Annotated in this window: 19 protein-coding genes; 14 read left to right on the top strand and 5 right to left on the bottom strand. The window is 73.9% G+C overall.

What is annotated here, in order from left to right:
• Positions 1–536 precede the first annotated feature (536 nt).
• Entirely contained in the window at positions 537–2,018 is a 1,482-nt protein-coding gene (locus AMK13_RS21190) for a SulP family inorganic anion transporter (protein ID WP_074003828.1), read from the top strand.
• A 114-nt stretch (positions 2,019–2,132) separates the two neighbouring features.
• Positions 2,133–2,444 (top strand): MTH1187 family thiamine-binding protein, encoded by a 312-nt coding sequence (locus AMK13_RS21185; RefSeq protein WP_049652700.1) that lies wholly within the window; start codon positions 2,133–2,135, stop codon positions 2,442–2,444.
• 18 nt (positions 2,445–2,462) lie between these two features.
• Here AMK13_RS21185 and AMK13_RS21180 read toward each other — a convergent pair whose 3' ends face one another.
• Positions 2,463–2,936, bottom strand: coding sequence for a DoxX family protein (locus AMK13_RS21180; RefSeq protein WP_074003636.1), 474 nt, complete (start codon positions 2,934–2,936; stop codon positions 2,463–2,465).
• A gap of 154 nt (positions 2,937–3,090) precedes the next feature.
• Between AMK13_RS21180 and AMK13_RS21175 the strand changes: the two genes are divergently transcribed.
• The 3 genes from AMK13_RS21175 (at position 3,091) to AMK13_RS21165 (ending at position 5,945) form a co-directional block, all read left to right on the top strand.
• Positions 3,091–3,669: a TetR/AcrR family transcriptional regulator gene (locus AMK13_RS21175; RefSeq protein WP_074003635.1), complete on the top strand. Its 579-nt coding sequence runs from the start codon at positions 3,091–3,093 to the stop codon at positions 3,667–3,669.
• 78 nt (positions 3,670–3,747) lie between these two features.
• The gene (locus tag AMK13_RS21170; protein WP_079272328.1) at positions 3,748–5,187 is read left to right on the top strand and encodes an MFS transporter; all 1,440 of its coding nucleotides are present in this window, start codon (positions 3,748–3,750) and stop codon (positions 5,185–5,187) included.
• On the top strand, positions 5,184–5,945 hold the full coding sequence (locus AMK13_RS21165; RefSeq protein ID WP_049655613.1) for an SDR family NAD(P)-dependent oxidoreductase: 762 nt from the start codon (positions 5,184–5,186) through the stop codon (positions 5,943–5,945). The genes AMK13_RS21170 and AMK13_RS21165 overlap by 4 nt, the downstream gene beginning before the upstream one ends.
• A gap of 74 nt (positions 5,946–6,019) precedes the next feature.
• Here AMK13_RS21165 and AMK13_RS21160 read toward each other — a convergent pair whose 3' ends face one another.
• The gene (locus tag AMK13_RS21160; RefSeq protein WP_143204591.1) at positions 6,020–6,706 is read right to left on the bottom strand and encodes an SMI1/KNR4 family protein; all 687 of its coding nucleotides are present in this window, start codon (positions 6,704–6,706) and stop codon (positions 6,020–6,022) included.
• Positions 6,707–6,921: 215 nt separating this feature from the next.
• Here AMK13_RS21160 and AMK13_RS21155 point away from each other — a divergent pair, with 215 nt between their 5' ends.
• The 3 genes from AMK13_RS21155 (at position 6,922) to AMK13_RS21145 (ending at position 10,197) form a co-directional block, all read left to right on the top strand.
• On the top strand, positions 6,922–7,842 hold the full coding sequence (locus tag AMK13_RS21155; RefSeq protein WP_049655615.1) for a carbohydrate ABC transporter permease: 921 nt from the start codon (positions 6,922–6,924) through the stop codon (positions 7,840–7,842).
• Positions 7,839–8,741 (top strand): carbohydrate ABC transporter permease, encoded by a 903-nt coding sequence (locus AMK13_RS21150; protein WP_079272327.1) that lies wholly within the window; start codon positions 7,839–7,841, stop codon positions 8,739–8,741. The genes AMK13_RS21155 and AMK13_RS21150 overlap by 4 nt, the downstream gene beginning before the upstream one ends.
• A 61-nt stretch (positions 8,742–8,802) precedes the next feature.
• On the top strand, positions 8,803–10,197 hold the full coding sequence (locus AMK13_RS21145) for an ABC transporter substrate-binding protein (RefSeq protein ID WP_053112245.1): 1,395 nt from the start codon (positions 8,803–8,805) through the stop codon (positions 10,195–10,197).
• Positions 10,198–10,289: 92 nt separating this feature from the next.
• Here the strand turns inward: AMK13_RS21145 and AMK13_RS21140 are convergent, their stop codons facing one another.
• Entirely contained in the window at positions 10,290–10,559 is a 270-nt protein-coding gene (locus AMK13_RS21140) for a helix-turn-helix domain-containing protein (protein WP_049655616.1), read from the bottom strand.
• A 270-nt stretch (positions 10,560–10,829) separates the two neighbouring features.
• On the opposite strand from AMK13_RS21140, the gene map reads away from it, so the two are divergent.
• The 5 genes from map (at position 10,830) to AMK13_RS21115 (ending at position 17,020) form a co-directional block, all read left to right on the top strand.
• Positions 10,830–11,597, top strand: a complete 768-nt coding sequence (map, locus tag AMK13_RS21135; RefSeq protein ID WP_074003633.1) for a type I methionyl aminopeptidase — start codon at positions 10,830–10,832, stop codon at positions 11,595–11,597.
• A gap of 24 nt (positions 11,598–11,621) precedes the next feature.
• Positions 11,622–12,317 (top strand): HAD-IA family hydrolase, encoded by a 696-nt coding sequence (locus AMK13_RS21130; protein WP_074003632.1) that lies wholly within the window; start codon positions 11,622–11,624, stop codon positions 12,315–12,317.
• Between the two features lie 66 nt (positions 12,318–12,383).
• On the top strand, positions 12,384–12,809 hold the full coding sequence (locus AMK13_RS21125) for an acyl-CoA thioesterase (protein ID WP_074003631.1): 426 nt from the start codon (positions 12,384–12,386) through the stop codon (positions 12,807–12,809).
• A 169-nt stretch (positions 12,810–12,978) separates the two neighbouring features.
• Positions 12,979–14,511 carry an alpha/beta hydrolase gene (locus AMK13_RS21120; protein WP_074003630.1) on the top strand — a complete coding sequence of 511 codons (1,533 nt, stop codon included), beginning with the start codon at positions 12,979–12,981 and terminating at the stop codon, positions 14,509–14,511.
• A gap of 199 nt (positions 14,512–14,710) precedes the next feature.
• Positions 14,711–17,020, top strand: coding sequence for a transglycosylase domain-containing protein (locus AMK13_RS21115; RefSeq protein WP_074003629.1), 2,310 nt, complete (start codon positions 14,711–14,713; stop codon positions 17,018–17,020).
• Between the two features lie 139 nt (positions 17,021–17,159).
• Here the strand turns inward: AMK13_RS21115 and AMK13_RS21110 are convergent, their stop codons facing one another.
• Both AMK13_RS21110 and AMK13_RS21105 read right to left on the bottom strand, forming a co-directional pair.
• Complete coding sequence (locus AMK13_RS21110; protein ID WP_049660092.1) at positions 17,160–17,756, bottom strand: hypothetical protein; 597 nt, start codon at positions 17,754–17,756, stop codon at positions 17,160–17,162.
• A 49-nt stretch (positions 17,757–17,805) separates the two neighbouring features.
• A complete protein-coding gene (locus AMK13_RS21105) occupies positions 17,806–18,354 on the bottom strand; it encodes an RBBP9/YdeN family alpha/beta hydrolase (RefSeq protein ID WP_049660091.1) in 549 nt (182 codons plus the stop codon).
• A gap of 257 nt (positions 18,355–18,611) precedes the next feature.
• On the opposite strand from AMK13_RS21105, the gene AMK13_RS21100 reads away from it, so the two are divergent.
• Positions 18,612–19,178, top strand: a complete 567-nt coding sequence (locus AMK13_RS21100; RefSeq protein WP_049660089.1) for a DJ-1/PfpI family protein — start codon at positions 18,612–18,614, stop codon at positions 19,176–19,178.
• Positions 19,179–19,203 lie beyond the last annotated feature (25 nt).

Genomic DNA, 19,203 nt, shown 5'->3' with positions numbered 1-19,203 from the left:
GCGGACGCTCCGCGCCGGGAAGAGCGGCCGGTGTGCAGTGGCGGTGAAGGGACGGTGCCTGCCGTGGGCCCGCCCCGCCGGGCTGGGTACCGTCGGTGCCACGCCGGGCCCGTGACGTCCAACTGAGGCCGCGGCAGGGGGGGTTTCGGGAGCACCGCGGAGCGGGGGAACTCCGCCGGTGGCCCCGTCCAGGACCAGCGCGCCCGGTCCGCCGCACCCGAGCGAGGGACGCACCCCCCGGCCGCACCGACCCGACACCCGCCGCCGCGCTCTGGTCCGCCCGGACCCGCGGCCGTACCGCTGTCGCCGCTGTTTCCCCTGCCCTCCCGTTCCCCGCTCCTCCTCCTGCTCCCCGCCCTTGCAACGGCGCGCCCGCTGCGGCGGACGCGCGGAAGGAACGTCCCCATGCGCTGCTGCACCCCTGCCCGGTCCCTGGCGGTGACCGGGTGAACCCGCCGCCCCACCGGAGCGACAGCCCGCCGGGCCGCCTCCGCAAGCACGGCCCGCCGGGCCGGCCCCGCACCCCGGCCGCCGTCCTGCGCGCCGTCCCCTGGCGCCACGACCTGCCGGCCTCGCTGGTGGTGTTCCTGGTCGCCCTCCCGCTCTGCGTCGGCGTGGCCGTCGCCTCCGGCGTCCCGGCCGAACTCGGGCTGGTCACCGGCATCGTCGGCGGCCTGGTGGCCGGCCTGCTGCCCGGCAGCAGCCTCCAGGTCAGCGGGCCCGCCGCCGGACTGACCGTCCTGGTCGCCGACGCCGTCCAGCGCTTCGGCGTCGGCGCGCTCGGCCTGCTGGTGCTCGGCACCGGCCTGCTCCAGCTGGCGATGGGCGCCCTGCGGCTCGGCCGCTGGTTCCGGGCGATGTCCGCCTCGGTGGTGCACGGCATGCTGGCCGGCATCGGACTGACCCTGGTGTTCGGCCAGCTCTACGCGCTCGCCGACCGCCGCGCCCCCGCCACCGGGCCCGAGAAGATCGCCGGACTGCCCGACCTGCTGGGCGACGTGCTGACCGCTGCGGCCAACCCGAGCGCCGTCGCCCTCGGCCTCGGCACCCTGCTGGTCCTGGTCGCCTGGAAGTACCTGCCGGAACGGGCCGCCCGCGCCGTCCCCGCCCCGCTGGCCGCCGTCGGCCTGGCCGCCGCCGTCACCGCGGCCGCCGACCTGCCGGTGGCCCGCGTCCACGTGGCCGGGCTGCTCGACGTGGTGCACCTGCCCGGGCGCGACGCCCTGACCGCCCTGGCCGGCCCCGCCGGGATCGGCACGATCGTCGCCTTCACCCTGATCGCCTCCGCCGAGACGCTGTTCAGCGCCGCCGCCGTCGACCGGATGCACCACGGCCCGCGCACCGACTACGACCGCGAGCTCACCGCCCAGGGCATCGGCAACACCGTCTGCGGGCTGCTCGGCGCGCTGCCGATGACCGCGGTGATCGTGCGCAGCGCGACCAACGTCCAGGCCGGCGCGCGCACCAAGGCCTCGCGGGTCCTGCACGGCGGCTGGCTGCTGGTGTTCACCGCGCTGCTGCCCGGCGCGCTCGGGCTCGTCCCGCTCACCGCGCTGGCCGCCGTCCTGGTGCACGCCGGCGCCAAGCTGGTGCCGGTGCGCCGGATCGTCGCGCTCTGCCGCGGGCACCTGGGCGAGGCGGTGGTGCTGGTGGTCACGACGGTCGCGATCATCGCCACCGACCTGTTCGAGGGGGTGCTGATCGGCGTCGGCCTGGCGGTGGCCAAGTCGGCCTGGCAGACCTCGCACCTGCACATCGCGGTGGAGGAGCAGGAGCAGCCGGCCGGGCAGCCGCTGCACCGGGTGCGGCTGAGCGGCAACGCCACCTTCCTGCGGCTGCCCCGGCTGCTGGACACCCTGGAACGGCTGCCGGGGGACCGGCCGGTGGAACTGGACTGGTCCGGGCTGCGCCACCTGGACCACGCCTGCACGGTGGCGCTGGTCTCCTGGGCCGACCAGCACCGGGCCCGCTCCACCGCCCCGCTGGCCGTCGAACCGCCGCTGCCTTCGGTGGCTTGAGGTCCGGTCCGGTCGGGGGGCGTCCAGCCCGGTCGCGGGACGTCTAGCCTGGTCGCGGTCCGGGTGCAGGCCCGGGCCGCGACCGGTGCCGTCGACCACAAGGAGCGCAGAGCCGTGATCGCAGCCTTTTCGGTGACCCCGCTGGGGATCGGCGAGGACGTGGGGGAGGCGGTGGCCGCCGCCGTCCGGGTGGTCCGGGAGAGCGGTCTCCCGAACCGCACGGACGCGATGTTCACCAGCATCGAGGGGGAGTGGGACGAGGTGATGCCGGTGATCAGGGCGGCGATCGAGGCGGTGAAGGCGCATAGCAACCGGGTGAGCACGGTCATCAAGATCGACGACCGGGCCGGGGTCACCGACGGCCTCACCGCCAAGGTCGCCTCGGTCGAGCGACACCTGGCGGCGGGCGGTCCGTCGGACCGTTGACCGGCCCCGGGCGGTGCGTCAGACCGCCGACGTCGGCCGGACCGCCGGTTCGGCCGACGCCGCCAGGGGCCGGCGGGTGAGCAGGCGGTCCACGGCGTACGGGCCGGAGCCGAGCGCCGCGATGGCCAGGAAGGCCCAGCAGAACAGCACCGAGGGCTCGCCCCCGTTCTGCAGCGGCAGCAGCGCGTGCTCCTGGTGGACGGTGAAGTAGGCGTAGGCCATCGAGCCGGAGCAGAGCAGGGCGGCCACCCTGGTGCCGGCGCCGAGCAGCACCAGGACGCCGCCGACCAGCTGGATCAGCGCGGCCCACCAGCCGGGCCACTGGCCGAGCGGGACGGTGCCGCCGCCCTTGGCGCCGCCGAGCACGCCGAACAGCGAGGCGGCGCCGTGGCAGGCGAAGAGCAGGCCGACGACGATCCGGAACGCCGTCAGCACGACGGGTCTGACGGCGTCGGCGGTCTGCCGGGAGTGGGCGGGACGGGATGTGGACATGCGAAGCGCCTCCTGTGGGGGAAGGAGGTGGATGTGGGAGCGGTAAGGGTAGCCATGGTCTAGTCCACTTGGCAATGCTCCGTCAGAGATCAGGTCTGGACCACTGATCGCCCTTTCTTGACCGACCGATCCAGAAAGGGCTACTGTTCCCGGCATGGCGCGAACGAAGGAATTCGACCCGGACGCGGCGCTGCAGGCGGCCCTGGAGCTGTTCTGGCAGCGCGGCTACGAGGCCACCTCGATGGCCGACCTGGTCGAGCGGCTCGGCATCGCCCGGGCCAGTCTCTACGCGACCTTCGGCAGCAAGCGCGAGCTGTACCTGCGGGCGCTGGAGCGCTACTGCGAGCAGAGCGACTCGGCACGGCTGGACGACCTGTCCCAGCCGGGCCCGGCGCTGCCGGCGGTCCGCGCGCTGGTCCGCCAGTACGCGACGGCGGAGGAGGGGGAGCGGCGGCTCGGCTGCTTCGTCACCAACACGGCGGTGGAGCTGGCCCCGCACGACCCGGCCGCGTCCCGCCGGGTGGAGGCGAGCTTCGACCGCCTGGAGACGCTGCTCGCCGCCGCCCTGGCGCGGGCCGCCGCGCAGGGCGAACTGCCCGCCGGGCGGGACCCGCGGGCGCTCGCCAGGATGCTGGTGGTGCTGCTCCAGGGCATCCGGGTGGTGGGCAAGACCGCCGACGGCGCGCCCCTGGCGCGGGACGCCGCCGAACAGGCGCTGGCACTGCTGGACTGACGCCCGGTCGGCTCGGGTCGGGGTCTTCTGCTGGGCTCATACTGGACCGAACGGTCTACATAGGGGGGAGGGTTTTACATGCCTGTCATCGCTACCGGCCGGTACGGCTTCGCGCTGCTCGGCGTCGTCCAGGCGGTGCTGATCTTCACGATCATGATCCTGACCGTGCCGCTGCCGCTGGTGGCACGGGAGTTGGGGCTCGGCCCGTCCGGCGTGCTGCTGCTCAGCGCCGCCTACGGCCTCTCCTTCAGCTCCCTGCTGCTGCTCGGCGGACGGCTGACGGACCGTCACGGCGGGCGCCCGGTGCTCCGCGCCGGCCTGGTGCTGCTCGCCGCCGCCTCGATCGCCTGCGCTCTCGCGCCCGGCTACCCCGTCCTGCTGGCTAGCCGCTTCGTACAGGGTGCGGGCGCGGCCCTCACCGCCCCGGCGGCGGTCGCCGTGGTCCGGGTGCTGCACCCCGAACCGGCCGCCTACCGGCGGGCGATGGCCACCTGGGGCGGCCTGTCGGTGCTCGGCGCCACCGTCGGCAGCGTGGTCTCGGGCGCGGTCGCCGCCGCGGTCTCCTGGCGCTGGCTGTTCGCGGTGCCCGTCCTGGTCGCCCTGGCCGGGCTCGCCCGCTCCGGATCCCTGCCCGCCGCCCTGCCCGCAGCCCCTGGTCATGCCCCCGCCGTCCGCCGACCGGCCCTCGACCTGCCCGGCGCCGCCCTCGCCACCGCCGGTGTCTGCGCGGCGAGTTACGCCCTGGTGGCCTCCACCGAGCAGGGCTGGCGCAGCCCCGGGACGTACGGCCCGCTGGCCGCCGGGCTCGCCCTGCTGCTCGCCTTCGCCGCCGTCGAGCGCCGCACCGCCGACCCGCTGCTGCCACCCGGCTTCCTCGCCGACCGGCGCCGCGCCACCGCGCTCGCCGCCGTCATGGCCACCGCCGCCGGCACCGCGCTCACCTTCGTCCTGCTCTCGCTCTACCTCCAGCAGCTGCGCGGCTGGAGCGCCGCGGCCACCTCCGCCGCCTTCGTGCCGTACGCGGTGGTCCTGCTGCTCTCCGGCCGACTGGCCGGCCCGCTGACCGTCCGGTACGGACCGGTGGCGGTCACCGTCGGCGGCCTCGCCGTGGCGGCCGCCGGACTCGGTCTGCTGGCCGGGCTCGCCCCCGGCAGCGGCTACGCCTCCGGCCTGCTGCCCGGACTGCTCCTGCTGCCCGCCGGCGCCGCCGCGGCCTTCGCCGGGGCGGCCGTGCTCGCCACCGGCGGGGTGCCGCCCGAGCGCACCGGGCTGGCCGCCGGAGTGTTCAACACGGCCATGGAACTCGGCCCCACGGCCGGACTGGCCGCCCTGATGGCGCTCGCCGCCACCCGCCCGGGCGTCGTCGGTGGCTACGCCGCGGCCTTCGCGGCGGCCGCCGCGGGGCTGGCGATCACCGCCGTCGCGGTCGCCGCCCTGTCCCGCGCCACCCCTACCACCCGCACCACCAGCACCACCGCACCCGAACACACCACCCGGATCAAGGAGTTCACCTCATGAGCACGCGTTTCGCCGACAAGTCCGTCCTGGTCACCGGCGCGGGCAGCGGCATCGGCCGGGCCATCGCGCTCGCCTTCGCCCGCGAGGGCGCCCGGGTCGCGGTCGCCGGCCGCACCGCCGGACCGCTCGCCGAGACCGTCGAGCTGATCGAGCGGGCCGGCGGCAAGGCCGCGGCGCTCACCGGCGACGTGACGAACGCCCAGGACGCCGCCCGGCTGGTCGGTGAGACCGTCGAGCTGTTCGGCGGCCTGGACGTCGCCGTCAACAACGCCGGGGTGTTCGGCGCCGCCGGCCCGGTCGCCGACATCGACGAGGCCGAGTGGCAGCGGGTGTTCGGCATCAACGTCACCGGCACCCTGCTCGCCATGCAGCCGCAGATCGCCCACATGCGGGCCCACGGCGGCGGCGCGATCGTCAACGTCTCGTCCAACCTGGGCGCCCACAAGCGGCTCGCGGGCGTCGGGGCCTACGCCGCCAGCAAGGCCGCGGTCACCGTGCTGACCCGGGCCGCCGCCCTCGACCACATCGCCGAGGGCGTGCGGATCAACACCGTCAGCCCCGGCGCGGTGGACACCCCGATGTCCTCCCGGCCGGGCGAGGACGCCGCGACCAAGGCCGGGCGGATGAAGGCCGAGGTCCCGGTCGGCCGGGCCGGGGCGACGGAGGAGGTGGCCGCCGCGGTGCTGTACCTGGCCTCGGACGAGGCGGGCTACACCGTCGGCAGCGACCTCGTCCTGGACGGCGGCTCCTCGGCCTGACCGCCCGATCGCCTGACCACCCGATCGCGTGACCGCCCGGCCGTCTGACCGTCCGATCGCGTATCCCCGCCGGGCTACTCGTCCGGCGACTCCCCGGGCACCACCCCGTAGAACGCGTCCAGCGCCTGCGGGGTGCGTGCCCGGACCACCACCCAGGCCTCCTCGGCCACCCCGACCAGCACCTCCGGGCCCTGGTACCAGCGGAAGTGGCGACCGAGCGCCGGCAACTCGCCCAGACCGTCCGGCAGTTCCTCGTCCCAGTCGAGGAAGTCGGTCAGCTCGTGGTCCTCCAGCAGCTTCTCCATCAGCGCCATCGCCGCGGCCGTCGCCGAGAAGCGCTCGTCCCAGGGCTCCCACCGCTCCTGCGCCTTGTCCGCCAGGTCGAGCCGGAACACCGTCGGCGGGTCCTCCCGGTCGAGGCCGTCCAACGGCACGCCCCAGTGCGCGCAGCCCTGGTTCTCCGCCCGGAACACCAGGGCGCCGTCCAGCACGTGCAGCTCGTCCGGCGTCAGCAGCACGTCCTGGTTGCTGGTCAGGTCCGCCCGGCGGCCGAACAGCCGGTACGCCTCGCGCAGCGCCACCGGCAGCCGCAGGCCCAGCCGCCGCTCGGCGGCGTCCAGCTCCGCGTCCGTGAAGCCGTCGCCGGGCCCCAGCGGCTCGCCCCAGTACGCGGCGAAGCCCCTGACGAGTGCCCAGGCGCCCGCGCGGGAGCGCACACTTTCGGCCATTGCGGCCGGGATGTCGAATTCCGTTTCGTCCACCCGCGCACCGTACGCCACCCCTCCGACAGCGCGGTGGCCCGCCCAACTGCCCGTCTGCCGCCGGTTCGCCGCCCGTCCGGGCACGACCGGCCGGATCTGACGCGAACGCGTAATCCCCGCGACACCCGTTGATCACCGCGGGGTTTCCGCGCCGTCGTTCGGGCAAGACACGGTTTCGGCCGGAACCGACATCACGAAAGGCGGACGCGCGACACATGCCGACCGCACCGCACACCGGGCCCCTCCCGGCCCGTCGAAGCCGCTGGGGAGAACACGGGCTGGCCTGGGCCTTCCTGCTGCCCTCCCTGGTGGTCTTCGTCCTCTTCATCGGCTACCCGCTGGGACGGACCCTCTACCTCAGCGGGCACGCCAACGACCTCTTCGGCGCGCCCTCCCGCTACGTCGGGTTCAAGCACTACACCGACCTCTTCGCCTCGGCCGACTTCGTCCGCACCCTCACGACCACGGCACTGTTCACCCTGCTCACCGTGGTGCCCGGGGTGCTCGGCGCGCTGGTGCTGGTGCTGCTCCTGGAGAACCGGATCCGGGGCGTGCGACTGCTGCGCTCGGCCTTCGCGCTGCCCTTCGCGTTCTCGGTGGCCAGCGCCTCGGTGGTGTTCGCGGTGTTCTTCAACCCCGCCAGCGGGGTGCTCAACGGGCTGCTCTCGCACGTGGGCCTCGGCCCGATCGGCTGGCTGACCGACTCCCGGTACGCCCTGCTCTCGGTGGCCGTCACCACGGTCTGGATGAACCTCGGCTACAACGTGCTGGTGCTCTCCGCGGGCATCGGCTCGATCCCGGGGGAGATCCTGGAGGCGGCCCGCATCGACGGCGCCTCCGGCCTGCGGCTGGCCCGTTCGATCACCGTCCCGATGCTCGGTCCGAACCTGTTCTTCCTGACCGTGGTCTCCACCGTCCACGCGCTCCAGAGCTTCGGCCAGATCCACATCCTCACCAAGGGCGGGCCGGACGGCTCCACCCGGACCCTCGTCTACTCCGTCTACGAGAAGGCCTTCGCCTACGGCTCCAGCGACTTCGGCACCGCGAGCGCCCAGGCCGTGGTGCTGCTCGTGGTCGTCCTCGCCTGCACGGCCGTCCAGTTCGGCGTCCTGGAGCGGAAGGTGCACTACGCATGACCACCCTCACCACCGAGGCCGAGCCGAAGGCCGGGGCGCCCCGTCCGCCCGCCCGCGCCCGCGCCCTCGCCGGGCGCTCCGCGCGCGACCTGCTCGGCCGCGCCGCCGTCTACCTGCTGCTCGCCGTCGCCGTCGTCACCGTGGCCTTCCCGGTCTACTACGCCGTCGCCGGCGCCTTCATGGGCCCCTCCGAGCTCTCCTCCTACCCGCCGGCCCTGGTGCCGCACTCGGTCACCGGACGGAACTTCTCCGGCGCCGTGGACGCCATCCCGCTGGCCCGCCAGTACGCCAACTCGGCGATCGTGGCGACCGTCATCACCCTCGCCCAGCTGTTCACCTCGGTCCTCGCCGCGTACGCCTTCGTCTTCCTGCCGATGAAGGCCCGCGCCGTGGTGTTCGGGGTGTTCCTGGCCACGCTGATGGTCCCGTGGGAGGCCATCATCATCCCCAACTACCTGACGCTGTCCGGCTGGGGGCTCGGCAACACCTACTTCGGCCTGGTGCTGCCCTTCCTGGCCTCCGGCTTCGGCACGTTCATGCTGCGCCAGGCCTTCCGCCAGCTGCCCGGCGAACTGCGCGACGCCGCCCGGATCGACGGGGCCGGCCACTGGCGCTTCCTGTGGCGGATCGTCGTCCCGCTCAACAAGCCGGCCCTCGCGGCGCTGTCGATCTACGTCTTCCTGTCGGCGTGGAACCAGTACTTCTGGCCGCTGATCATCACCCGCACGGCGAACATGCAGACCCTCCAGATCGGCCTCACCTCGCTGCGCGACGCCGAGATGGCCGACCCCGGGCTGATCCTGGCCGGCGTCGTGCTCTCCCTGCTGCCCACCCTCGCCCTGGTGGTCTTCGGCCAGCGCTTCATCGTCCGCGGCCTCACCGCGGGCGCGGTCCGCTGACCGTGCCCCTCCCGCTCCTCCTGTGTCCCCCCTCCTCGAACGCTCGAAAGAGAGAACCCTCGTGAAGAAGAGTGCGCGCGCGCTCGCTGCCCTGCTGGTGGCCGGCCTGTCCCTGACCGCCTGCAGCTCCAGCGGCTCCGGTTCCGGCTCCGGCGGCTCCGCCGACGCCGGCGCGCCCGGCGCCCAGGCGCTCGACCAGGCCTCCGGTGTCACCAGCGTCGAGTTCTGGCACTCGATGACCGGCAAGAACGCCGAGGTGCTGAACGGGCTGGTCGGCCAGTTCAACGCCGCCCACCAGGGCAAGATCGAGGTCAAGGCGCAGTTCCAGGGCAAGTACGACGAGCTGGTCACCAAGTACAAGGCCGCGGTGCAGCAGAAGGGCACCCCCGCCCTGGCGCAGGTCTACGACATCGGCACCCGGTTCATGATCGACTCCAAGCAGACCGTCCCGGCCCAGGCCTTCGCCGACAAGGACGGCTACTCGCTGGACGACCTGGACGCCAACATCCGCAACTACTACTCGGTCGGCGGCAAGCTCCAGGCGATGCCGTTCAACTCCTCGATGCCGCTGCTCTACCTGAACACCGACGCCTTCAAGGAGGCCGGTCTCGACCCGGCCCAGGCCCCCAAGGACCTGGCCGAGCTGGGCGAGCTGGCCAAGAAGCTGACCAAGAAGGACGGCGACGGCAAGACCGTCCGGTACGGCTTCGGCGCCGCCATCTACGGCTGGTTCGTCGAGCAGCTGCTCGCCGAGTCCGGCACCATGTACTGCGACAACGACAACGGCCGCGGCAACAAGGCGGGCAAGGTCGTCTTCGACTCCGCCCAGGGCGCACAGATCGTCCAGTGGTGGGCCGACCTGGTCAAGGGCGGCTACGCGGCCAACACCGGCCGCACCACCGACGACGCCCAGGCCGCGTTCAAGGCCGGTACGGTCGCGATGCACCTGGAGTCCACCGGCGTGCTGCGCGGCTACACCGAGGCCGCGAAGTTCGGCGTCGGCACCGCGGCCTTCCCGAAGGTCACCGCCGCCGACCAGGGCGGCCCGGTGATCGGCGGCGCCTCGCTGTGGATCAGCGGCCCCGGCCACTCCGACGCCGAGAAGCGCGCCGCCTGGGAGTTCGAGAAGTTCGTCTCCGCCCCCGAGCAGCAGGCCGTCTGGCACACCGGCACCGGCTACTTCCCGGTCAACACCAAGGCCCTGGACGACCCCAAGGACAAGGAGTGGGTGGCCAAGTACCCGCAGTTCCAGACCGCGATCGACCAGCTGAAGGCCACCAAGCCGACCCCGGCCACGGCCGGCTGCCTGCTCGGCGTGATGCCGCAGGCGCGCAAGGGCGTGGAGACCGCGATCGAGCAGACCATCGCCGGCACCAAGCCCGCCCAGCAGGCCCTGGCCGACGCGGCCAAGGAGCTCCAGCCGGCGATCGAGAGCTACAACAGCTCGGTCGGCTGACCTCCTGGCCCACGACGACGGCCCGCCCCGCGCACCACGCGCGGGGCGGGCCGCCGCCGTTCGTCGGTCCGCCGCGGGCGGGCATGCGCGGGCTAGGCGGAGAGCGCCTCGCCGTCCTCCGAGGGGGCGCACGCGGCCGCCAGTTCGTCCAGGGACAGGTCGAGCGCGAAGGCCAGCGCCGCGATGGTGAAGAAGGACGGCGTCGGCGCGCGGCCGGTCTCGATCTTCCGCAGCGTCTCCGCCGAGACGCCGGCCACCGCCGCCACCTCGACCATGCTGCGCTCGCCGCGCGCCTCGCGCAGCAGCGCTCCGAAGTGCTCGCCGCGCTCGCGCTCCCACGGGGTCAGCGGAGTCCTCACCATGCCGACGAGTCTAGGGCCTGTCTTCAAGCTCCCGTCTGCGGGGCGACGCCGGGGCACGCACCTCGCCGCGTTGTCGTCGGTCGCCAATGCTCCGCAGTGGCTCCCTCCTCCGCCTTGCGATGCACGCACCCCAACGCCGCCCCGCCCGCCCTCCGGGCGGACGACGGGAGCTTGAAGACAGGCCCAGGTCCTCCCGCCCTGGGGCGTCCCACCCCCACGACCGTGATACAAATACCGGTATAAGAATTGGATCCAGGGGAGAGAAGCACCATGGTCGAACTCAAGTCGGACGCCGGGCTGGCCGCGATGCGCGAGGCCGGGCGGGTGGTGGCGGACGCGCTGGCGGCCGTCCGGGAGCAGGCGGCGGTCGGGGTGAGCCTGCTGGAGCTGGACGAGGTGGCGCGGGGCGTGCTCAAGGCGGCCGGGGCCACCTCGCCGTTCCTCGGCTACCGTCCGGCCTTCGCGCCCGTCCCGTTCCCGGCCGTCATCTGCGCCTCGGTGAACGACGCCGTGGTGCACGGCATCCCGGACGGCTACCGGCTGCGCGACGGCGACCTGGTGAGCATCGACTGCGGCGCCCTCCTGGACGGCTGGGCCGGGGACGCGGCGGTCAGCTTCACCGTCGGCACCGCCCGGCCCGAGGACACCGCCCTGATCGAGACCACCCGGCGCGCCCTGGAGGCCGGCATCGCCGCCGCCGTGGTCGGCAACCGCACCGGCGACATCGCCCACGCCATCGGCGCCGTCGCCCGCGCCGGCCGGTACGGCCTGCTGGACGGCTACGGCGGCCACGGCATCGGCCGCCGGATGCACGAGGACCCGCACGTGCCCAACGAGGGCCGCCCAGGGCGGGGTTACCCGCTGCTCCCCGGCCTGGTGCTGGCGATCGAGCCGATGCTGCTGGCCGGCGGCCGCGACGACCACCGCACCGACCCGGACGGCTGGACCCTGCGCACCGTCGACGGCGCCCGGGCCGCCCACATCGAGCACACCGTTGCCATCACCGAGGACGGCCCGCGGATCCTCACCCTGCCCTGATCCGGAAGGACTTAGGCTCGGGCCATGACCAAAGCTGTGATGTTCGACTTCTCCGGCACCCTCTTCAGGGTCGTCTCCACCGCCGAGTGGCTGGCGGCCCACCTCGCCGCCACCGGCCTCGCCCTGCCCGCCGGGGAGGAGGCCGAACTGATAGCCCGGCTGGAGGAGTTCGGCGCGCTGCCCGGCGGTGTGCCGCCGCGCCGCATCCCGCCGGAGGTCCAGCAGGCCTGGGACACCAGGGACTTGACCCCGGAGCTGCACCGCACCGCGTACACCGCGCTGACCCGCGCCGCCGAGCCGCCCGCGGCCATCGACGTGGACGCCCTCTACGAGTCCCACCTGGCGCCCGCGAGCTGGCGCCCGTACCCGGACGCCGCCCCCGTGCTGCGCGAGCTGCGCCGCCGGGGCGTACCGGTCGCCGTGGTGAGCAACATCGCCTGGGACCTGCGGCCGGTCTTCCGCGCGTACGGCCTGGAGGAGCTGGTCGACGTCTACGTGCTGTCCTACGAGGTCGGCGCCCAGAAGCCCGACCCGGTGATCTTCGAGGCCGCCTGCGAGCGGCTCGGCCTCGCCCCGGCGGACGTCCTGATGGTCGGCGACGACCGGACCTGCGACGGCGGCGCGACCGCGCTCGGCTGCGGCTTCCACCCGGTCGAGCACCTGCCGGTCGACCGGCGGCCGGACGCCCTCACGCCGCTGCTGGCCGTCCTGTCCGGGTGATCCGGGTGGGACGGGTGACGGAGGACACGAGGTGGTGCCCCGGGGGCCCGGAGTACCGTGCGGGGCATGAGTGATCAGGACTTCACCACGCACATCACCGTCCGCGGGTACGAGACGGACTCCCAGGGGCACCTGAACCAGGCGGTCTACCTCCAGTACGCCGAGCACGCCCGCTGGGAGTACCTCCGGGCGGCCGGGATCCGCCAGGCGGACCTGGTCGCCAAGGGGGTCGGCCCGGTGGTCCTGGAGACCACGGTCAAGTACCTGCGGGAGCTGCGCGCGGGCGACTCGGTGGCGGTCAGCTGCTCGTTCACCTGGCGGGACGGCAAGACCTTCCAGGTGGTGCAGCGGCTGGTCCGCGAGGACGGCGTGCTGGCCGCCGAGATCACCGGTGTCGGCGGCATCCTCGACCTGGCGGAGCGCAGGCTGGTCGCCGACCCGCGCGAGCCGCTGCGCGCCCTGGCCGCCGAACCGGGCCGGCTCGGCCTCTGAGCCGGACCGGACCCCGCCGTACCGCTCCCACCACCCCCACCCCGCGCGGCCGGAGACCGCGGCCGGAAGCGGTCTCCGCCCCCTCCCCGGCGCCCGGGGGCTTTCCCCACCCCCGACCGGCCCGCTGCCCGCATGGTCCCAAGTCCCGTGCCCCAGCAGACTCTTGGGCATGACGAAGCCCACCCGAACCACAGTCACCCGCACCGCCCCCACCCGCACCGTCACCGCCGCGGTCACCGCGGCCGCCGCCCTGGCCGTGACCGCACTGAGTGCCCTGCCCGCCGGTGCGGCCGAGAGCGCGAAACCCGGGCGGGACGGCCTCGCCTGGGCCGCGTGTCCGGGCGCCCCGGCCGACAGCCCCCAACGGTGCGCCGAGGTCACCGTCCCGCTGGACTACGCCGATCCGGACGGCGCCCGCGTCACCCTCGCCGTCTCCCGGATCAGCGCCGCCGACCCCGGCCGGCGCCGAGGCGTCCTGCTGGCCGTCCCCGGCGGACCGGGAGGTTCCAGCCTCGACCTCGTCCACGGCATGGCCGGGCGCCTGCCCCAGTCCGTCCGGGACCGCTACGACGTGGTCGGCTTCGACCCGCGCGGCGTCGGCCGCTCCACCCCGGTCAGCTGCGGCCTCGACCCCGCCGACCTGTCGATGGTCAAACTGCGTCCCTGGCCGGCCGCCGACGGCTCGATCGACGGGAACCTGGCCACCGCCCGCCGCATCGCCGACACCTGCGCGCGCAACGGCGGCCCGGTGCTGCGCAGCATCTCCACCGCCAACGAGGCCCGCGACCTCGACGGCATCCGCCGCGCCCTCGGCGAGCGCCGCCTCTCCCTCTGGGGCGTCTCGTACGGCACCTACGCGGGCGCCGTCTACACCACCATGTTCCCGGAGCGGACCGACCGGGTCGTGCTGGACAGCAACGACGACCCGGACCCGTCGCGGGTCGGGCGCGGCTGGCTGGACGCCTACGGCCGGGGCGTCGAGGACCGCTTCCCGGACTTCGCGAGGTGGGCGTCCGCGCCGGACAACCCGGACCGGGTCGCGGACACCCCCGAGGAGGTCCGCCCGCTCTTCCTCGACCTCGCCGCCCGCCTCGACCGGGCCCCGCTGCCCTGGCCGGGCGCCAACCCGGCGGAGCTGAACGGCAACGTGCTGCGCCAGACCCTGCTGGACGGCATGAACGCGGACGCCCGCTTCCCGGACGTCGCGGCGCTGATGCTGGCCGGTCTCGGCCGCCGTCCGCTGCCCGCCCCGGTGGTGCCGCCGGAGGCGGCGGTGCAGAACACCATCGCCGTCTCGGTCGGGACCCTCTGCAACGACGTCCGGTGGCCCGCCGACCCGGCCGGCTACGCCAAGGCCGTGACCGCCGACCGCGCCGCCCGCCCGCTCACCGCCGGCCTGCCGGTGAACGTGATGCCCTGCGCCTTCTGGCCGTTCGCGCCCGCCGAGCCGCCGGTGCGGGTCACCGACCGGGGCCCGTCCAATGTGCTGCTCACGCAGAACCTGCGCGACCCCGCGACGCCGTACACCGGCGCGCTCAAGCTGCGTGCGGCGTTCGGGGACCGGGCGCGGATGGTGACGGTGGACTCGGGCGGCCACGACGTGTACCGGGCCAACGGGAACGCCTGCGGCGACGAGGTGGTGACGGACTACCTGGTCACCGGCCACCGCCCGGCCCGGGACGTCTTCTGCCCGGCGGGTTGAGCGGGTTCGGCTGAGCGGAACCGGCCGAGCGAGGTCGGCCGAGCGGCACGCGGGGCAACGGGCCGTGGACGAACGGTCCTTGCCCCGTCGTGCACGCCCGTTCGACCTTCGGGAATGAGTCGAATCCGTCGCGATTTTGTGACAATCCTTCGCCAACACCCGCTCCCCATGGCCTGTTCACGGCCGTAATGTTCGATCTATGTCACCGAAGAGCCGCATACCCGCCGCTTCGGACCCGGGCGACACCTGGGTGCCGCGACCGAGGCGCCGCGAGACCCCGATCGGCTTCCTGGGCCACGCGGCCACCTTCCTCGGCTCCAGCGTGCTGGGCGGGGTGCTGCTGGCGGGCCTGATCCTCCCGGCGGCCGGGGCGGTCGGGCTCGGCGCGAAGAACGGCGCCGAGGGCTTCGAGAGCATCCCCGACGACTTCAGGACCCCGCCGCTGAGCCAGGCGACGCAGATCTTCGACGCCAACGGCGGCCTGATCGCCAAGGTCTACGAGCGCGACCGCACCGTCATACCCGCCGACCAGATGTCCCCGCTGATCCGCACGGCGCAGGTGGACATCGAGGACGCCCGGTTCTACGAGCACGGCGCCGTCGACCTCAAGGGCATCCTGCGCGCGATCACCAAGAACGCGGAGAGCGGCGCCGCCGTCCAGGGCGCCTCCACCCTGACCCAGCAGTACGTGAAGAACGTCAATGTGGAGAAGGCCGGGGACGACGCCGACGCGGTGCGCGAGGCGCAGCGCAAGACCCTCGGCCGCAAGATCCAGGAACTCCGGTACGCCATCAAGCTGGAGGAGGACCTGAGTAAGGAGCAGATCCTCACCAACTACCTCAACATCACCTTCTACGGCCACCAGGCGTACGGCATCCAGGCCGCCTCCCAGCGCTACTTCAGCAAGGACGCCAAGGACCTCAGCCTGCCCGAGGCGGCGATGCTCGCCGGGCTGGTGCAGAACCCGTCCCAGTACGACCCGAAGCTGCACCCGGTGGCCGCGCAGAAGCGCCGCGACACCGTCATCGACAAGATGGTGGAGAACAAGCACATCACCGCGGACCAGGCCAGGGAGGCGAAGGCCGCCCCGCTCGGCCTCAACTACCGGGACCCGCAGAACGGTTGCATCACCGCCAAGGCCGGCATGGGCTTCTTCTGCGACTACGTGCGGCACGTGGTCAAGCAGGACCCGGTGTTCGGCAAGAGCTCGGCCGAACGCAAGAAGCTGTGGGACACCGGCGGCCTGAACATCTACACCACGATGGACCCGGACAAGCAGGCCGCCGCCCAGAACGCCGTCTCCACCAAGGTGTACGTCACCGACCCGGTCTCGGCCGCGATGACGATGGTCGAGCCCGGCAGCGGCAAGATCCTGTCGATGGCGCAGACCCGCCCGTACGGGCTGGCCAAGGAGAAGAACGAGACCGTCGTCAACTACAACGTGGACGCGGCGATGGGCGGCGGCATCGGCTTCCAGCCCGGCTCCAACTTCAAGCCGATCGTGGCCGCCGCGGCCCTGGAGGCCGGCCTGTCGCCCACCCAGCGGTACGACTCGCCGAACCGGATGGACTGGCCGACGATGAAGACCTGCGACGGCACCTGGAAGAACCTCAGCAAGGGCAAGAAGGAGGGGACCATCCCCAACGAGAGCGCCGGTGAGGTCGGCCCGTACGAGCTCAAGCAGGCCATGGCGCTCTCCGTGAACACCTACTTCGTGCAGATGGAGCAGGAGATCGGCCTCTGCGCGGTCAAGCAGATGGCCAACAAGCTGGGCATGGAGGGCAAGGCGAACGGCGAGCCGCTCCAGGAACTGCCCGCGCTCGGCCTCGGCACCCAGGAGGTCAGCCCGCTGACCATGGCCAACGTGTACGCGACCTTCGCCGCCCGGGGCACCTACTGCGCGCCGCTGGCGATCAACAGGATCACCACCGTGGACGGCACCGACGTCCCGGTGCCCCCGGTCCACTGCTCCCCGGCGATGTCCGAGGACACCGCCGACGTGATCAACAGCGTGCTGCTCGGGGTGACCGAGAAGGGCGGCACGGCGCGCGACCTCGGCCTGGACGACGGTCGCCAGATCGCGGGCAAGACCGGGACGACGGACGAGAAGAAGTCGGCCTGGTTCACCGGCTACACGGGCAACCTGGCGGGCTCGGTCTGGCTGGGCAGCCCGGGCACCAAGGTGCCGATGCGCAACATCCGGATCGGCGGCAAGTACCAGGCCGAGGTCTTCGGCGCCACCGGCCCCGGGCCGATCTGGCAGCAGGCGATGAGCGACGCCGTCCGGAGCATGCCGGAGAAGCCGTTCGCCACCGTCCGCATCCCGGACCCGCCCCGGCGGGACGCCAACTGCACCACCGCCAGCGGCTCGCCGGGCTCGGTCACCTGCAGCGGCGCGCCCGCCACCGGGGGCCCGGGCAACACCGGCCGGCCGCGCGACACCGGCCCGACGCCCGGCCGCACCGCGCCGTCCGCCCCGCCCGGCACCACCGACCCGTCGGACCAGTGACGCGTCGGACCAGTGACCCCGAGGAGCAGCGACTCCGGGCAGCAGCGACTCCGGGCAGCGGTGACCCCGGGCAGCGGTGACCCCGACGACCGGTGAACTGCCCGGCCCCGCCTGAGTACCCGTACCCAGGCGGGGCCGGCTACCGTGCCTCGACCGGTTCGCCGCTGTCCTGGTCGAGGTTGAACACCCGCCGGTAGGAGTCGGTCACCACGGTGATCTGCGAGCGCCCGGTCCAGCTCGCCTCCACCAGCCGGGCGTCGCCCGGGCGCCGGCCGATGTCCGCCAGCGACCAGCGCCGGGCCGACCAGCCCTCGCCGCTCTCCAGCAGCACCTGCCAGCGCTCGTCCGGGCCCGGCCCGGTGGCGTACGAGCGGTGCACCACCACCAGGGCCCGCTCGGCCCCGGCCGGGGCGTCCTCCCGGCTGCGGGTCTCGGCCGCCGACACCTTGTGCGCGGCCAGCACGCCGAGCAGGAACACCACGCCGGCGGTCACCGTGACCGCCCGGGTGGCCGTCCGCACGGCGGCGCGCGGGTCGCTCAGCCAGGCGGCCGCGATCAGCGCCGCCAGCGCCCCGCCGATCAGCAGCTCCGGCTGGTTGAGCAGGTCGGCGACCAGCATCAGCCCGCCCGAGCGGCTCTCCCACTGGCCCTCGGTGTAGAGCAGGACGGCGGCCAGCCCGCTGCCCGCCAGCAGCCGGACCAGGACGCGCCTGGTCCGGGACGTCCGTCGGTTCATCGTCCCCCGGTTCATCGTCCCCGCGCCCCCGTTCCCCCCGTCGCCGCGGTCACAGCCCGGCGAGCAGTTCGCGGCCCTCCGGCCAGTCGCCCAGTCCGGAGTCGGAGTTGAGGTGCCCGTACGCGCCCGGCTCGACGTACCGGGCGCCCCAGGCGGCGGCGAACGCGCGGGCCCGCTCGGCCGAGACCCACGGGTCGTCGGTCGAGGAGACCACGACGGCCGGGAACGGGAACCGCTCCAGCGCCACCGGGCGGAAGTTCACCAGCTCCGGGACCTCGGCGGTGTCGACGTCCGCCGGGGCGACCAGCAGCGCGCCCCGGACGGCGGCGGTCCGCTCGGCGGAGGCGGTGGCGACCCAGTGAGCCGCGGTGACGCAGCCCAGGCTGTGGGCGACCAGCACCACCGGGCCTTCGGCGGCGGCCGCGGCCACCGCGGCGTCCACCCGGGCCACCCAGTCCGTCCGCTCCGGGTGGTCCCAGTCCGCCTGCTCGACCCGGCGGAAGGACTCCGGCCCGGCCGCCTCCCAGCGGGTCTGCCAGTGCTCGGGGCCGGAGTTCTGGTAGCCGGGGAGGACGAGGTAGGTGGTGCGGTCGGGCATGGGCTCCTCCGGGAGCGGGACGGTCGTGGGCAGCAGGAGTCTAGGACGCGGGCCGCCGACCCCCGCAGCCGGGCGCCCGACCAGGCGCGCACTCCTCGCAACCGGCGCGCGTAGCTCCGTATGCGCCGTCGTACGCCCGGTGCGCCCCGTTGCCAACGGTGTCGCCGGTACGGGAGGTTGGACCGGGCCCGGGCCGGCCGCCACCGCCCGGCGCCCGTACCCGATCCGAGGCTCGACCACGTGGAGGGATGTCGGCGATGACATCGAAGATCCTGCTCGTCACCGGGGACGCCGCCGAGTCACTGGAGGTGTTCTACCCCTACCAGCGGCTGCGCGAGGAGGGCTACCAGGTCGACATCGCGGCCCCGACGAAGAAACGCCTCCAGTTCGTGGTGCACGACTTCGTCGAGGGCTTCGACACCTACACCGAGAAGCCCGGCTACACCTGGCCCGCCGACGTGGCCCTCGCCGACGTCGACCCGGCCGACTACGCGGCCCTGGTCATCCCCGGCGGCCGCGCCCCCGAGTACCTGCGCAACGACCCGGACGTACAGCGGATCGCCCGGCACTTCTTCGCCGAGGACAAGCCCGTCGCCCAGATCTGCCACGGCCCGCTGATCACCGCCGCCGCCGGCCTGCTGGACGGCCGCCGAAGTTCCGCCTACCCGGCGCTGGCCCCGGACATCAAGGCGGCGGGCGCCGAGTTCGTGGACGGCGAGGCGGTCGTGGACGGCGTCGTCGTCTCGGCCCGCGCCTGGCCCGACCACCCGGCCTGGCTGCGGGCCTTCATCGAGGTCCTGCGCACCAAGGCGCCGCTCGCCTAGCGCTGATCCCGGAGCCGGACCCCGA

This window comes from Streptomyces sp. CB02056, from assembly GCF_001905545.1.
In the GTDB taxonomy this organism is placed as follows: domain Bacteria; phylum Actinomycetota; class Actinomycetes; order Streptomycetales; family Streptomycetaceae; genus Kitasatospora.
The sequence above is the reverse complement of the archived record's forward strand: the minus strand, read 5'-3'. Positions and strand labels throughout refer to the sequence as shown.

Excerpts from the sequence above, each read along its gene's own strand:
- map (WP_074003633.1), top strand. The coding sequence starts at position 10,830 with ATGGTCGAACTCAAGTCGGACGCCGGGCTGGCCGCGATGCGCGAGGCC.
- AMK13_RS21115 (WP_074003629.1), top strand. The coding sequence starts at position 14,711 with ATGTCACCGAAGAGCCGCATACCCGCCGCTTCGGACCCGGGCGACACC.
- AMK13_RS21150 (WP_079272327.1), top strand. The coding sequence starts at position 7,839 with ATGACCACCCTCACCACCGAGGCCGAGCCGAAGGCCGGGGCGCCCCGT.
- AMK13_RS21165 (WP_049655613.1), top strand. The coding sequence starts at position 5,184 with ATGAGCACGCGTTTCGCCGACAAGTCCGTCCTGGTCACCGGCGCGGGC.
- AMK13_RS21100 (WP_049660089.1), top strand. The coding sequence starts at position 18,612 with ATGACATCGAAGATCCTGCTCGTCACCGGGGACGCCGCCGAGTCACTG.
- AMK13_RS21120 (WP_074003630.1), top strand. The coding sequence starts at position 12,979 with ATGACGAAGCCCACCCGAACCACAGTCACCCGCACCGCCCCCACCCGC.
- AMK13_RS21130 (WP_074003632.1), top strand. The coding sequence starts at position 11,622 with ATGACCAAAGCTGTGATGTTCGACTTCTCCGGCACCCTCTTCAGGGTC.
- AMK13_RS21170 (WP_079272328.1), top strand. The coding sequence starts at position 3,748 with ATGCCTGTCATCGCTACCGGCCGGTACGGCTTCGCGCTGCTCGGCGTC.
- AMK13_RS21155 (WP_049655615.1), top strand. The coding sequence starts at position 6,922 with ATGCCGACCGCACCGCACACCGGGCCCCTCCCGGCCCGTCGAAGCCGC.
- AMK13_RS21105 (WP_049660091.1), bottom strand. The coding sequence starts at position 18,354 with ATGCCCGACCGCACCACCTACCTCGTCCTCCCCGGCTACCAGAACTCC.
- AMK13_RS21140 (WP_049655616.1), bottom strand. The coding sequence starts at position 10,559 with ATGGTGAGGACTCCGCTGACCCCGTGGGAGCGCGAGCGCGGCGAGCAC.
- AMK13_RS21125 (WP_074003631.1), top strand. The coding sequence starts at position 12,384 with ATGAGTGATCAGGACTTCACCACGCACATCACCGTCCGCGGGTACGAG.
- AMK13_RS21110 (WP_049660092.1), bottom strand. The coding sequence starts at position 17,756 with ATGAACCGACGGACGTCCCGGACCAGGCGCGTCCTGGTCCGGCTGCTG.
- AMK13_RS21175 (WP_074003635.1), top strand. The coding sequence starts at position 3,091 with ATGGCGCGAACGAAGGAATTCGACCCGGACGCGGCGCTGCAGGCGGCC.
- AMK13_RS21180 (WP_074003636.1), bottom strand. The coding sequence starts at position 2,936 with ATGTCCACATCCCGTCCCGCCCACTCCCGGCAGACCGCCGACGCCGTC.